This is a genomic window from Citrobacter sp. ANG330 (genome assembly GCF_047467925.1).
GTDB classification, from domain to species: Bacteria; Pseudomonadota; Gammaproteobacteria; order Enterobacterales; family Enterobacteriaceae; genus Citrobacter_A; species Citrobacter_A amalonaticus_G.
This window is the reverse complement of the sequence record NZ_JASJUI010000005.1, coordinates 87,215-101,659: the sequence shown is the minus strand read 5'-3', so window position 1 is coordinate 101,659 and position 14,445 is coordinate 87,215. Positions and strand designations below refer to the sequence as shown.

The following is a 14,445-nucleotide window of genomic DNA, read 5'->3' as shown; positions in this document are numbered from 1 at the left end:
GCCCGGTAAGTCGCGTGTTACCGGGCAACGATTTTACAGTGTATCCGCAGGCGGGATGCCAAAATCCGGCATTCCGTTTTCATCCCAGTGAATCAGCTTCAGACGGGTATGGCGATTAGGATCGTAAAGCGGATCGCCTTCAATTTCGGTGTAGTTGCGTGCGTGATACACCAGCACGTCATCCCCCTCCGGTGTTTGGGTAAAGCTGTTGTGCCCGGGTCCATATTGACGATTTTCCTGGCTGGTGGTGAACACCGGACGCGGGGATTTGTGCCAGTTTGCCGGGTTCAACGGATCGGCATGGATATCAATCCATAACAGTCCCATGCAGTAGTTTTCGTCCGTGGCGCTGGCGGAGTAGCTGATGAACAGCCGGTCACCGTGAGTTAATACCGCCGGACCTTCGTTTACCCAAAAGCCCCGACACTCCCAATCGTACTCTGGCTTGCTGAGCATCACCGGCTGGCCTTTAATCGTCCACGGATTTTCCAGCTCAGCCAGATAAATATTGGAGTTACCGGCGATATCCGGTGATTTTTGCGCCCACAGATACCACTGTTTTCCCTGATGGTGAAAGGTTGTGGCATCGAGTGCAAAGGTATCAAATGGCGTTTTCACCTGGCCTTTCTCAACCCAGCTGCCGGTGAGCGGATCGGTACCGGTGCACTCCAGCGCGTACATCCGATGCTGAAACATGCCCAGTTTGTCGAGTGTCCGGGTAGGCGCGGCCGCAAAGTAAATAATCCATTTCCCGTCGAGATGATGGATTTCCGGTGCCCAGATCAGTTCGCTCATCGGTCCATATTCGGGTTTGCGCCAGACGATAACGGGTGTCGCTGTGCGCAATCCTTCCAGCGAATCCGCCCGGCGGATTTCCAGTCGGTCGTATTCCGGTACTGAAGCAATAAAATAGTAATCGCTGCCGTCGCGCAGGATAAACGGATCGGCGCGTTGTTCGATAAATGGGTTGGGCCAGTTTTGCATCAGGCTTTCCTTACGGTTTCAGTGGCTTTCAGTTCCTGATAATCATTCAGTTCGCGATAGTTAGTACGACGTTTTTCCAGGTCGTCCTGAATCTGTTTCATCAATTCCCGATCGACTTTCAGCAGACGTACCACGCCGGCGGTAATCAAATAGCCGACGCCCGGAATGACGGTAAAGAGCAGCACGATACCGTTGATCGCGGAATCGCTTTGCGCTTTCGCTCCGGCATCGTAGCCGTACCATGAGAGCAGGAAGCCGACCATCGCGCCGGCAATCGCCAGACCGAGCTTCAGAAAGAACAGGTTGCCGGAGAAGCTGATGCCGGTAATGCGTTTACCCGTTTTCCATTCACCATAGTCGTCAACGTCCGCCATCAGCGACCAGTGCAGCGGTGACGGGATCTGGTGCAGAATGTTGAGCAGGAAGTAGAGCGCCACAATCATCACCGTGGCTTTGGGATCGAAGAAGTAAAACGTGCAGGAGAAGATCGCCAGCCCGATGTTGGTCCAGAAGAAGACTTTCAGCTTGCACCAGCGGTCGGTCAGTACTTTCGCCAGTACGCTACCGATCATCATGCCGACAACGCCGAGGCTGATAAAAAGCGTGGCGAAGTGGGTGCTTTGTCCCATGACCCAGGTGACGTAATACATGGTTGCTGCCATCCGGATGAAGCCCGGGCAGACGTTACACAGCGTCAGCAGCAGAATGCGTACCCATTGGTCGTTTTTCCACACGTCTTTGAAGTCGTTCTTCATATCGTCGTGGGTGGGGACAGCAGGGCGTACGCGCTCACGAACGCTGGCGAAGCAGAACAGGAACATGCACATACCGATAATCGCCAGCACGGTCATCGCCAGTTGATAGCCCTTCGCTTTATTATCCCCGCCAAACCAGTCAACCATCGGCAGCAGAGTCAGCGACAGCAAAAGGGTCGCGATTCCGACCAGCACAAAGCGGTAAGACTGGCAGGCCACGCGTTCTTTCGGGTCGTTGGTGATCACGCCGCCTAACGAACAGTAGGGAATGTTAATCGCCGTGTAGGTAATTGACAGCAGAAAGTAGGTGACAAACGCATAGATAACTTTGCTGCTATAAGTCCATTCCGGGGTGGTGAACATCAGAATGCTGAACAGCGCGTAAGGGAAGGCAATCCACAGTAACCATGGACGAAAACGGCCATATTTGCTTTGGGTCCGATCAGCAATAGCGCCCATAATGGGGTCAGTAACGGCATCAATAACGCGTACTGACAGTAATAATACCCCGACCAGCGCCGGGGCGAGACCAAAGATATCCGTATAAAAGTAGTTCACAAACAGCATGATAGCGCCAAAGATGATGTTGCATCCGGCATCGCCCATGCCATAACCAATCTTTTCTCTTACCGACAGCTTACCTGTATCCATTGAGATGTCTCCCCATCAAGGTGATGGAAAGAATTATTCGTCTGTAAGCCATGAATTGCGTTGCAGGATAGCGCCGCTGATATGGACGAAATGGCTGTTGGGGGAAAAGTGTGAGGCAGGTAACAACCCTCACCCAGGACGGGTGAGGGTCAGAAGGATTAATGCGCTTTTGCTGTCTTCGCGGTTTTCTGTTTGCACAGATAACCGATGCCCAGCACAACCAGCCATACCGGGATCAGGTAAACCGAAATCGCCATACCCGGCGTCATCAGCATAATCACCAGCACCGCCGCCATGAAGGCCAGACAGACCCAGTTACCCAGCGGATAGAACAGCGCCGGGAAGCGGGTTTTCACCCCCTGTTGCTGCTTGGCGCGGCGGAATTTGATGTGCGCCAGGCTTATCATCGCCCAGTTGATCACCAGCGCGGAGACCACCAGCGCCATCAGCAGACCGAAGGCGGACTCCGGCGCCATATAGTTGATCAGTACGCACAGCGCTGTGACCAGTGCGGAGACAATAATGGTGTTCACCGGCACGCCGCGCTTATCGACAGAGAGCAGTATTTTGGGGGCGTTACCCTGCTGCGCCAGCCCAAACAGCATGCGGCTGTTACAGTAAACGCAGCTGTTGTACACCGACAGCGCCGCGGTCAGTACTACGATATTCAGCGCGTTCGCCACGAAGGTATCACCCAGCTCGTGGAAGATCAGGACAAACGGGCTGGTGTCGGCAGTGACACGCGTCCACGGCAGCAGAGAGAGCAGAACGGCCAGTGAACCCACATAGAAAATCAGAATACGGTAGATAACCTGATTGGTGGCTTTCGGGATGCTTTGCTCCGGGTTATCGGCTTCAGCGGCGGTAATACCGACCAGCTCCAGCCCACCGAACGAGAACATGATGATCGCCATCATCATCACCAGCCCGGTCATGCCGTGAGGCAGAAAACCGCCCTGTTCCCACAGGTTACGTACGGTCGCCTGTGGACCACCATTGCCGCTGAACAGCAGCCAGCCGCCAAAGATAATCATCGCGACCACGGCGATGACTTTGATGATGGCAAACCAGAACTCCATTTCACCGAACACTTTTACGTTGGTCAGGTTGATGGCGTTAATAGCGATGAAGAAGACGGCTGCCGAAACCCATGTCGGGATCTCGGGCCACCAGAACTGAATGTACTTGCCGACGGCGGTCAGTTCCGCCATCGCGACCAACACGTACAGCACCCAATAGTTCCAGCCTGACGCAAAGCCGGCAAAACTCCCCCAGTACTTATAGGCAAAGTGACTGAACGAACCGGCAACCGGCTCCTCAACCACCATCTCACCCAACTGGCGCATAATAAGGAAGGCAATAAAACCCGCAATCGCATAACCCAGAATAATACCGGGGCCCGCGGACTGAATAACGGAGGCGCTCCCCAGGAACAGACCTGTTCCTATTGCACCGCCCAGCGCGATAAGCTGGATATGGCGGTTCTTAAGGCCGCGCTTTAGCTGCTCGCCGTGCTGCTGACTATCCATCATGAAACCTCGTGTGTGGTTTACCCTTTAGTACCCGGTTGCGTTATGGCGACCAGGCAATTTGAGTCATTATTATTTGTCCTACGCAGTGATGCGTGTAAGTTTGCAATTCCGTTTGTTGTATTATTTTGTTTACAGCAATGGTTTTTAAAATGTCGCCGAAACTCTTTTGTCAGGATCAGAATAATGGTATGCGGCAGGGAATGCACCTGCTTTGTGAATGGATGCTGACGAGTTGAATAAAAAGAGAGCAATTACCCGTCCCTCATTTTACCCCCTGGTAACACTTTCATCAGACCTGAATTAACTAGTTATGCTCTTATTTTGAATAAATAGGCGTTTGAATCGGTTCAACCAGGATTTTTCTTCGTTTCATTAAGGTTAAAACCACTTCGAGGGAGGTAAATTTAACATTTGTGCATAGTTACATGTTTGAAACGTTATTTCTGTAATGTTGTTAAAATGTGCCTGGTTTACTGATTTCAATCAAAACCTGTATGGACATAAGGTGAATACTTTGTTACTTTAGCGTCACAGATATGAAATTGGTAAGACCAATTGACTTCGGGCAAATGGCTTAAGACAGGACATCATGGCCTACAGCAAAATCCGCCAACCAAAATTATCCGATGTGATTGAGCAACAGCTGGAGTTTTTGATCCTTGAGGGCACACTGCGCCCCGGCGAAAAACTCCCTCCGGAACGCGAACTGGCGAAACAGTTCGACGTCTCCCGTCCCTCCTTGCGCGAGGCGATTCAACGTCTCGAAGCGAAGGGATTGCTGCTTCGTCGCCAGGGTGGTGGCACTTTTGTTCAGAGTAGCCTGTGGCAGAGCTTTAGCGATCCACTGGTAGAACTGCTCTCCGACCATCCTGAATCCCAGTTTGACCTGCTTGAGACGCGCCATGCGTTGGAAGGCATTGCTGCATATTACGCAGCGCTGCGCAGCACGGATGAAGACAAAACGCGCATTCGTGAACTGCACCATGCCATTGAACTGGCGCAAGAGTCGGGCGACCGCGATGCCGAGTCCGATGCGGTCCTCCAGTATCAAATTGCTGTCACCGAAGCGGCGCACAATGTGGTGCTACTTCATCTGCTAAGGTGTATGGAACCCATGCTGGCTCAGAACGTTCGTCAGAACTTCGAGTTGCTCTATTCGCGTCGCGAGATGCTTCCGCTGGTGAGTAGTCACCGCACCCGTATTTTCGAAGCGATTATTGCCGGTAAGCCAGAAGAGGCGCGTGAAGCATCACATCGCCATCTGGCGTTTATCGAAGAGATTCTGCTCGATCGCAGTCGTGAGGAGAGCCGCCGTGAACGCGCCTTACGTCGTCTGGAGCAGCGAAAGAATTAGTGATTTTTCTGGTAGCTCGTTAGCCAGAAGATGTTGTAAATCAAGCGCTAATGAATTAAAAGCGCGGCAACTAAACGCAGAACCTGTCTTATTAAACTTTCTGGCGAAAGTTTAATGGGACAGGTTCCAGATAACTCAACGTATTAGATAGATAAGGAATACCCCCATGTCAGAACGTTTCCCAAATGACGTGGATCCGATCGAAACTCGCGACTGGCTACAGGCGATCGAATCGGTCATCCGTGAAGAAGGTGTTGAGCGCGCTCAGTATCTGATTGACCAGCTGCTTTCTGAAGCCCGCAAAGGCGGCGTGAAAGTAGCGGCAGGTACAGGGGCAAGCAATTACATCAACACTATTGCCGTTGAAGATGAGCCGGAATATCCGGGCAATCTGGAGCTGGAGCGTCGTATTCGTTCTGCTATCCGTTGGAACGCCATCATGACCGTGCTGCGTGCGTCGAAAAAAGACCTCGAGCTGGGCGGCCACATGGCATCCTTCCAGTCTTCTGCGACCGTGTACGATGTGTGCTTCAACCACTTCTTCCGTGCCCGCAATGAGCAGGATGGCGGCGACCTGGTTTACTTCCAGGGCCACATCTCCCCGGGCATTTACGCCCGCGCATTCCTGGAAGGTCGTCTGACCGAAGAGCAGATGGACAACTTCCGTCAGGAAGTTCATGGCAATGGCCTGTCTTCCTACCCGCACCCGAAACTGATGCCGGAATTCTGGCAGTTCCCGACCGTTTCTATGGGTCTGGGCCCAATCGGTGCTATCTATCAGGCTAAATTCCTGAAATATCTGGAACACCGTGGCCTGAAAGACACCTCTAAACAGACCGTTTACGCTTTCCTCGGCGACGGTGAAATGGACGAACCGGAATCCAAGGGCGCTATCACCATTGCGACCCGTGAAAAACTGGACAACCTGGTCTTCGTCATCAACTGCAACCTGCAGCGTCTGGACGGCCCGGTCACCGGTAACGGCAAAATCGTTAACGAACTGGAAGGTATCTTCGAAGGTGCTGGCTGGAACGTGATCAAAGTGATGTGGGGCGGTCGTTGGGATGAACTGCTGCGTAAAGACACCAGCGGTAAACTGATCCAACTGATGAACGAAACCGTTGACGGCGACTACCAGACCTTCAAATCCAAAGATGGCGCATACGTTCGTGAGCACTTCTTCGGTAAATACCCGGAAACCGCAGCACTGGTTGCCGACTGGACTGATGAGCAGATCTGGGCGCTGAACCGTGGTGGTCACGATCCGAAGAAAGTCTACGCTGCACTGAAAAAAGCGCAGGAAACCAAAGGCAAAGCTACCGTCATTCTGGCCCATACCATCAAAGGTTATGGCATGGGTGACACCGCCGAAGGTAAAAACATCGCTCACCAGGTGAAGAAAATGAACATGGACGGCGTGCGCTACATTCGCGACCGCTTCAACGTTCCTGTCACCGATGAGCAGGTTGAAAAACTGTCTTACATCACCTTCCCGGAAGGGTCTGAAGAGCACAAATACCTGCACGAACGCCGCCAGGCGCTGCACGGTTATCTGCCGTCTCGTCAGCCGAACTTCACCGAGAAGCTGGAACTGCCGACTCTGGAAGACTTCGGTGCGCTGCTGGAAGAGCAGAACAAAGAGATCTCCACCACTATCGCTTTCGTTCGTGCCCTGAATGTGATGCTGAAGAACAAATCGATCAAAGATCGTCTGGTTCCGATCATCGCCGACGAAGCGCGTACTTTCGGTATGGAAGGTCTGTTCCGCCAGATTGGTATTTACAGCCCGAACGGTCAGCAGTACACCCCGCAGGACCGTGAGCAGGTTGCGTACTACAAAGAAGACGAGAAAGGTCAGATTCTGCAGGAAGGCATCAACGAGCTGGGCGCAGGGTCTTCCTGGCTGGCTGCGGCGACTTCCTACAGCACCAACGATCTGCCGATGATCCCGTTCTACATCTACTACTCCATGTTCGGGTTCCAGCGTATCGGCGACCTGTGCTGGGCAGCAGGCGATCAGCAGGCGCGTGGCTTCCTGATTGGCGGGACGTCTGGTCGTACAACGCTGAACGGTGAAGGTCTGCAGCACGAAGATGGTCACAGCCATATTCAGTCTCTGACGATCCCGAACTGTATCTCTTACGATCCGTCTTACGCCTACGAAGTTGCTGTGATCATGCACGATGGTCTGCAACGCATGTACGGTGAAGCGCAAGAGAACATTTACTACTACATCACCACGCTGAACGAAAACTACCACATGCCAGCCATGCCGGAAGGTGCTGAGGAAGGTATCCGTAAAGGTATCTACAAACTCGAAACCCTGGAAGGTAGCAAAGGTAAAGTTCAGCTGCTGGGCTCCGGTTCTATCCTGCGTCACGTGCGTGAAGCGGCAGAGATCCTGGCGAAAGACTACGGCGTGGGCTCTGACGTGTACAGCGTCACCTCCTTCACTGAACTGGCGCGTGATGGTCAGGACTGTGAACGCTGGAACATGCTGCACCCAATGGAAACTCCGCGCGTTCCGTACATCGCTCAGGTGATGAACGACGCTCCGGCTGTAGCATCAACTGACTATATGAAACTGTTTGCCGAACAGGTTCGTACTTATGTACCGGCTGATGATTATCGCGTACTGGGTACCGACGGTTTCGGTCGCTCTGACAGCCGTGAAAATCTGCGTCACCACTTCGAAGTGGATGCTTCCTACGTGGTAGTCGCGGCCCTGGGCGAACTGGCTAAACGTGGCGAAATCGATAAGAAAGTGGTCGCAGACGCAATTACCAAATTCAACATCGATGCAGAAAAAGTTAACCCGCGTCTGGCGTAAGAGGTAAAAGAATAATGGCTATCGAAATCAAAGTACCGGACATCGGGGCAGATGAAGTTGAAATCACCGAGATCCTGGTCAAAGTGGGCGACAAGGTAGAAGCCGAACAGTCGCTGATCACCGTAGAAGGCGATAAAGCCTCTATGGAAGTCCCGTCTCCGCAGGCTGGCGTCGTAAAAGAGATTAAAGTCTCTGTCGGCGACAAAACCGAGACCGGCAAACTGATTATGATTTTCGATTCCGCCGACGGTGCAGCTGACGCTGCACCTGCCAAGGCAGAAGAGAAGAAAGAAGAAGCGGCTCCGGCGGCAGCCCCTGCTGCAACGGGCGGCGTGAAAGAAGTTAACGTACCGGATATCGGCAGCGACGAAGTTGAAGTCACCGAAATCATGGTCAAAGTTGGCGACAGCGTGACCGCTGAGCAGTCTCTGATCACCGTGGAAGGCGACAAAGCCTCCATGGAAGTTCCTTCTCCGTTCGCGGGCAAGGTTAAAGAGATCAAAATTAGCACTGGCGACAAAGTCTCCACCGGCTCCCTGATCATGGTATTCGAAGTGGAAGGCGCTGCGCCGGCTGCGGCTGCAAAACCTGAAGTCAAAGAGCAGGCGGCTTCCGCTCCGGCCGCGGCATCCGGCTCTAAAGAAGTTAACGTACCGGACATCGGCGGTGACGAAGTTGAAGTGACCGAAGTGATGGTGAAAGTGGGCGATAAAGTGGCCGCTGAACAATCACTGATCACCGTTGAAGGCGACAAGGCCTCAATGGAAGTCCCGGCGCCGTTCGCGGGCACCGTCAAAGAGATCAAAATCAACACCGGCGATAAAGTCTCCACCGGCTCCCTGATCATGATCTTCGAAGTGGAAGGCGCTGCGCCTGCCGCGGCTCCGGCTGCTAAGCAGGAAGCGGCTGCACCGGCTCCGGCTGCGAAAGCAGAGAAACCGGCCGCTGCACCGGCTAAAGCGGAAGGCAAAACTGAATTCGCTGAAAACGACGCATACGTGCACGCGACCCCGCTGATCCGCCGCCTGGCGCGCGAATTCGGCGTTAACCTGGCGAAAGTGAAAGGCACCGGTCGTAAAGGCCGTATCCTGCGCGAAGACGTTCAGGCCTATGTAAAAGACGCGGTGAAACGCGCTGAATCTGCACCTGCTGCTGCCACCGGCGGCGGCATCCCGGGCATGCTGCCGTGGCCAAAAGTGGACTTCAGCAAGTTTGGTGAAATCGAAGAAGTGGAACTGGGCCGCATCCAGAAAATCTCTGGTGCTAACCTGAGCCGTAACTGGGTGATGATCCCGCACGTGACTCACTTCGACAAAACCGATATCACCGATCTGGAAGCGTTCCGTAAACAGCAGAACGCCGAAGCTGAGAAGCGCAAACTGGACGTGAAATTCACCCCGGTTGTGTTCATCATGAAAGCCGTTGCCGCTGCTCTTGAGCAGATGCCGCGCTTCAACAGCTCTCTGTCCGAAGACGGTCAGCGCCTGACGCTGAAGAAATACATCAACATCGGTGTGGCGGTAGATACGCCGAATGGTCTGGTGGTTCCGGTCTTTAAAGATGTGAACAAGAAGAGCGTGACCGAGCTGTCTCGTGAACTGACGGCGATCTCTAAGAAAGCGCGTGACGGTAAGCTGACTGCTGGCGAAATGCAGGGCGGTTGCTTCACTATCTCCAGCATCGGCGGCCTGGGTACCACTCACTTTGCGCCGATTGTGAACGCGCCGGAAGTGGCTATCCTCGGTGTCTCCAAGTCCGCGATGGAGCCGGTGTGGAACGGTAAAGAGTTCGTACCGCGTCTGATGATGCCGATCTCTCTGTCCTTCGACCACCGCGTGATTGACGGTGCTGATGGTGCGCGTTTCATTACCATCATCAACAATATGCTGTCTGACATTCGCCGCCTGGTGATGTAAGCAAAAAAGCCGGCCCGACGGCCGGCTTTTTTCTGGTAATCTCATGATGGTTTTGGGGTTATTAGTGCTAAAGATAAATCGTTGCCGTTTTGTTGTTTCAAAATTGTTAACAATTTTGTAAAATACGGACGGATAGAACGACCCGGTGGACGATGGGCGACAAGACCAGGGATTCGCCGGAAATAAATTAAGAGGTCATGATGAGTACTGAAATCAAAACTCAGGTCGTGGTACTTGGGGCAGGCCCCGCAGGTTACTCTGCAGCCTTCCGTTGCGCTGATTTAGGTCTGGAAACCGTCATCGTAGAACGTTACAGCACCCTCGGCGGTGTTTGTCTGAACGTCGGCTGTATCCCTTCTAAAGCACTGCTGCACGTAGCCAAAGTTATCGAAGAAGCCAAAGCGCTGGCAGAACACGGTATCGTCTTCGGCGAGCCGAAAACCGATATCGACAAGATTCGTACCTGGAAAGAAAAAGTAATCACTCAGCTGACCGGCGGTCTGGCTGGCATGGCGAAAGGCCGTAAAGTGAAAGTGGTTACCGGTCTGGGTAAATTCACCGGGGCGAACACCCTGGAAGTGGAAGGCGAGAACGGCAAAACCGTGATCAACTTCGACAACGCGATCATCGCGGCGGGTTCCCGTCCGATCCAGTTGCCGTTTATTCCTCATGAAGATCCGCGCGTGTGGGATTCCACTGACGCCCTGGAACTGAAATCCGTACCGAAGCGTCTGCTGGTTATGGGGGGCGGTATCATCGGTCTGGAAATGGGGACTGTGTACCACGCGCTGGGTTCAGAGATTGACGTGGTTGAAATGTTTGACCAGGTTATTCCGGCGGCCGACAAAGACATTGTTAAAGTCTTCACCAAGCGCATCAGCAAGAAATTCAACCTGATGCTGGAAACCAAAGTGACTGCCGTTGAAGCGAAAGAAGACGGTATTTACGTTTCCATGGAAGGCAAAAAAGCGCCTGCTGAAGCGCAGCGTTATGATGCCGTGCTGGTGGCAATCGGTCGTGTGCCGAACGGTAAAAACCTCGACGCTGGCAAAGCAGGCGTGGAAGTGGACGACCGTGGCTTCATCCGTGTTGACAAACAGCTGCGCACCAACGTGCCGCACATCTTTGCTATTGGCGATATCGTCGGTCAGCCGATGCTGGCGCACAAAGGTGTTCACGAAGGTCACGTTGCCGCCGAAGTTATCGCGGGCATGAAGCACTACTTCGATCCGAAAGTGATACCATCCATTGCCTACACTGAACCAGAAGTAGCATGGGTTGGTCTGACGGAGAAAGAAGCGAAAGAGAAAGGCATCAGCTATGAAACAGCCACCTTCCCGTGGGCTGCTTCTGGCCGTGCTATCGCTTCCGACTGCGCAGACGGTATGACCAAACTGATTTTCGACAAAGAAACTCACCGCGTTATCGGTGGTGCGATTGTCGGTACCAACGGCGGCGAGCTGCTGGGTGAGATCGGTCTGGCAATCGAAATGGGCTGTGACGCAGAAGACATCGCGCTGACCATCCACGCTCACCCGACTCTGCACGAGTCTGTTGGCCTGGCGGCAGAAGTGTTCGAAGGTAGCATCACTGACCTGCCGAACGCGAAAGCGAAGAAGAAGAAGTAATCTTCAGCCTTCCGGTAACGAAAAAGCGGCGTAAATGCCGCTTTTTTTATGCCTGTTACTCCACCGGCTTCCACGGCTCGTGTGGCGTAAATTTTTCTATCGCGATAGCTTTTAGTCCACTATCTTTGCCTAAATCCGTCTGATACACCCGGTCGTCCTGACTGACCATGAAGCTCATCACACCCGTTTCGCCCCAGGTAACCGGCCAGGCGAGCAGCGCAAATCCTTTTGTGTTATCGCTGGCGATAATGCGGAAATAATAGCCGTGATATCCTTCGCCAGGCGACTCAGGACTGAAGGCCGGACCTAACGGACTGGGCGCTTCACCGGGTTTGACTGGCCAGTACAGACCGTCCTGTTGACCGGCATGGCTGATAATTCGGGTGGCAAAAGCTTGTTTGCGCTGCCAGTAGTCATACTGGGCGTCGACGTAGGCACGCATGGCTTCAATCGCCGAGAGTTCGTTGCGGCCAATCGTACGCGTGAGGATCTCATCCTGCGCGGCAGACATATCAAAATGCCAGCCTTTACTCGCCTTCACGATGGGGATGGGCAACTGCCAGTTCTCCTGACCGACGTTCAGGTGGGCCACGTTACCTTGTTGCACAATCTGATGGCTGACCTTCCAGTCGCGGTTAAAGCGCGCAATGGCTTCCGGGTCCGCGCCTTTAGGCGGTAAATACTGTTGCCAGTCATCACCTAACAGAGCGTTCAGTTGCGCATCGTTATTGCCGGCAATTGCACGGGCAAAGGCGCTGGCGGCTTCGTCCGGTGTGGAGAACATCTGCTGGGCGTAGCTCATTAACGGCAGCGAGAGCAGCAGGGTGCTTAACAGTACTTTTTTCATTATCGGCTCCCGTTAACGACGACGAAATTCATGGTGTTCAGATGCGCGTTCGCGCATGTGGGCTCGTTGCTCATTGCTGACGTTACTCAGACGGCGGCTCTCCTGGCCGCGCTGTCGCTGTGATTGCCAGTTTGGCGAACGACTGTCATTGCCGCTAAAAACGTTCGCCCGGTTTTGCTGGAATACAGGCTGGCGCGGCTGTGACGAGGAGGACTCGACGCGCTGACGTACCGTCTCCCGCTGTTGCTGTGAGACAGGGTGTTGCTGCGCTTTGGCTCTGAGATCGTCACGATGCTGTTGTTGTGTCGGCGTGGTCGATTGTTTCAGCGTCTGCTGCGCATTCTGACGACGCGCGTTGTTGCTGTTGTCGTCATAGCCGCGATAGTTATTGCGTTGGGCAACCTGATTCAACTGCTGGGACGCCGCTTTGCGCTGGGCATCACGCGTTGTGGCCGTTGGTTGCTGAGCCAGCGTTTTTGACGCATCCGGATGACGCTGTTGCAGTTGTGCCATCGCCGCCTGACGCTGGCTGTCCCGGGAGGCGGTCGCAGCAGGCTGTTGTGTGGCGCTGAGGCCGCCGCTGACGTCGGTCGTATGGAAGCGCTGCGCCGTTGAGGCGTTTTGGTACGGCACGCCGCCGCGATACGCCGGGTTGTGCTGCCAGGTCATGTTCTGCGTTTTCAGATTCTGCCCGGAGATGCGGTTGAAGTTATCCACGTTGATATTGATGTTATCGCCGTTGTGTTGATAACCGTTGCCGCCGTGGTGATCGTCATCATGATGGTGATCATCGTGGTGATGATCGTCGTCATCCCAGTCGATATTGCTGAACAGTGCGTAAGTCGTTGCGACGCCCAGGCTGTAACCGAACCCTTTCACAAAACTGCCGGCAAATTGTTCCCCTGGTGTCGGCGGGAGATACACCGGTGGGTACGCGGTGTTAGGCCAGGTGCCATAAACCGTGGAGGGGTTATAGCTGGGGACGTATACCACCTGCGGATCGGCAGGTTCAATTTTAATCACCGTGGAGGCTGGGGCGGCGGAAACGGCGCTGGATTTTGTCGCGGAGGCTGTGCTTGTGGGCGCAGTTGTGGCGCTCTTTTTCGGCGTGCTGGTTACTGTCTGCTGCGGAGTGGATTTGAGCGAGCCGGTTTGCTGGGCCAGCAGGCGCAGGCGTTGCACGGAATCCATCACGTCCTGCGGTTGCGCCAGAAACGCATCGCCGAGATTTTGTACCCACTCCGGGTTTTCCCCCATCAGCGTCATGAGTTGCGGGAAAGCAACCAGCGATTTCACGCTGGGATCCCACGGCTGGTTTGCGACTGCCTGAATGGCGGCATCGCCTTGCTGTGTCGGATTATCGCGCGACCATTGTACTGCCTGAACGACATTCGCCGGGTAGGTCGAGGCCATCAGAACCTGAGAAAGCAGCGGGTCCGGATAGAGGGCAATTGGTGCGACCCATTGATCGATTTGCGCGGTGCTAAAGGTGCTTTTAGCAACAGGGGGCGCTTCTGTGACCGGTTGTGCGGCGACGGGAGTCGTGGGCTGAGTCGGGGCTTCCGGCGTGCGGCTTTTGACATACAGCACGCCTGAAGCAGCGAGTAGACCGGCGCTACAGATCAGCGCAAGCACGTGGGGTTTAAAGGGCAACGTCATTTTCTTACTCCCGATTTCCTGGAAATCGCTATGGTCGAAGTGCTGCCACCCGCAGGTGCAGTGATGCGTGAGTATAAAGAGACGATAGTTTAATTTTTGACTAATCTTGGGATCGGTGTCGTTCCGTGATTATAAGAATACGAAATAATGTGACCATTCGTAACAGCGATATCGACCCCGCTTCGTGAAGGGAAAAGGGCATTAGACCATCCTTAACGATTCAGCCACTTTTTTATGTTGCTTTTTTGTAAACAGATTAACACCCCGCTAAAATCCTGTTATTCTGCCC

At 53.8% G+C, this 14,445-nt stretch carries 9 protein-coding genes; 4 read left to right on the top strand and 5 right to left on the bottom strand.

Features of this window, described 5'->3' with window-relative positions; translation table 11 throughout:
* Window positions 1-33: 33 nt before the first annotated feature.
* The 3 genes from QNN88_RS13225 to aroP all read right to left on the bottom strand — a co-directional run bounded on the left by QNN88_RS13225 (window position 34) and on the right by aroP (window position 3,922).
* The gene (locus QNN88_RS13225) at window positions 34-984 is read right to left on the bottom strand and encodes a family 43 glycosylhydrolase (RefSeq protein WP_414240624.1); all 951 of its coding nucleotides are present in this window, start codon (window positions 982-984) and stop codon (window positions 34-36) included.
* Window positions 984-2,390, bottom strand: a complete 1,407-nt coding sequence (locus tag QNN88_RS13220) for a glycoside-pentoside-hexuronide (GPH):cation symporter (protein WP_414240623.1) — start codon at window positions 2,388-2,390, stop codon at window positions 984-986. The genes QNN88_RS13225 and QNN88_RS13220 overlap by 1 nt, the downstream gene beginning before the upstream one ends.
* 158 nt (window positions 2,391-2,548) lie before the next feature.
* Complete coding sequence (gene aroP / locus QNN88_RS13215; protein ID WP_414240622.1) at window positions 2,549-3,922, bottom strand: aromatic amino acid transporter AroP; 1,374 nt, start codon at window positions 3,920-3,922, stop codon at window positions 2,549-2,551.
* A gap of 589 nt (window positions 3,923-4,511) precedes the next feature.
* Here aroP and pdhR point away from each other — a divergent pair.
* The 4 genes from pdhR (at window position 4,512) to lpdA (ending at window position 11,650) form a co-directional block, all read left to right on the top strand.
* Window positions 4,512-5,276, top strand: a complete 765-nt coding sequence (pdhR, locus tag QNN88_RS13210) for a pyruvate dehydrogenase complex transcriptional repressor PdhR (protein WP_046475536.1) — start codon at window positions 4,512-4,514, stop codon at window positions 5,274-5,276.
* A 166-nt stretch (window positions 5,277-5,442) separates the two neighbouring features.
* The gene (aceE, locus tag QNN88_RS13205) at window positions 5,443-8,106 is read left to right on the top strand and encodes a pyruvate dehydrogenase (acetyl-transferring), homodimeric type (RefSeq protein ID WP_414240621.1); all 2,664 of its coding nucleotides are present in this window, start codon (window positions 5,443-5,445) and stop codon (window positions 8,104-8,106) included.
* A gap of 14 nt (window positions 8,107-8,120) precedes the next feature.
* Window positions 8,121-10,022: a pyruvate dehydrogenase complex dihydrolipoyllysine-residue acetyltransferase gene (aceF, locus tag QNN88_RS13200; protein ID WP_414240620.1), complete on the top strand. Its 1,902-nt coding sequence runs from the start codon at window positions 8,121-8,123 to the stop codon at window positions 10,020-10,022.
* Window positions 10,023-10,222: 200 nt separating this feature from the next.
* A complete protein-coding gene (gene lpdA, locus QNN88_RS13195) occupies window positions 10,223-11,650 on the top strand; it encodes a dihydrolipoyl dehydrogenase (protein WP_042997911.1) in 1,428 nt (475 codons plus the stop codon).
* A gap of 55 nt (window positions 11,651-11,705) precedes the next feature.
* Here the strand turns inward: lpdA and QNN88_RS13190 are convergent, their stop codons facing one another.
* On the bottom strand, window positions 11,706-12,497 hold the full coding sequence (locus QNN88_RS13190) for a DUF2950 family protein (protein WP_414240619.1): 792 nt from the start codon (window positions 12,495-12,497) through the stop codon (window positions 11,706-11,708).
* Between the two features lie 12 nt (window positions 12,498-12,509).
* On the bottom strand, window positions 12,510-14,156 hold the full coding sequence (locus tag QNN88_RS13185; RefSeq protein ID WP_414240618.1) for a DUF3300 domain-containing protein: 1,647 nt from the start codon (window positions 14,154-14,156) through the stop codon (window positions 12,510-12,512).
* Between the last annotated feature and the right edge of the window lie 289 nt (window positions 14,157-14,445).

Coding starts and splice junctions, on each gene's coding strand:
- QNN88_RS13220 (WP_414240623.1), bottom strand. CDS start 2,390: ATGGATACAGGTAAGCTGTCGGTAAGAGAAAAGATTGGTTATGGCATG.
- aroP (WP_414240622.1), bottom strand. CDS start 3,922: ATGATGGATAGTCAGCAGCACGGCGAGCAGCTAAAGCGCGGCCTTAAG.
- aceF (WP_414240620.1), top strand. CDS start 8,121: ATGGCTATCGAAATCAAAGTACCGGACATCGGGGCAGATGAAGTTGAA.
- QNN88_RS13225 (WP_414240624.1), bottom strand. CDS start 984: ATGCAAAACTGGCCCAACCCATTTATCGAACAACGCGCCGATCCGTTT.
- aceE (WP_414240621.1), top strand. CDS start 5,443: ATGTCAGAACGTTTCCCAAATGACGTGGATCCGATCGAAACTCGCGAC.
- pdhR (WP_046475536.1), top strand. CDS start 4,512: ATGGCCTACAGCAAAATCCGCCAACCAAAATTATCCGATGTGATTGAG.
- QNN88_RS13190 (WP_414240619.1), bottom strand. CDS start 12,497: ATGAAAAAAGTACTGTTAAGCACCCTGCTGCTCTCGCTGCCGTTAATG.
- QNN88_RS13185 (WP_414240618.1), bottom strand. CDS start 14,156: ATGACGTTGCCCTTTAAACCCCACGTGCTTGCGCTGATCTGTAGCGCC.
- lpdA (WP_042997911.1), top strand. CDS start 10,223: ATGAGTACTGAAATCAAAACTCAGGTCGTGGTACTTGGGGCAGGCCCC.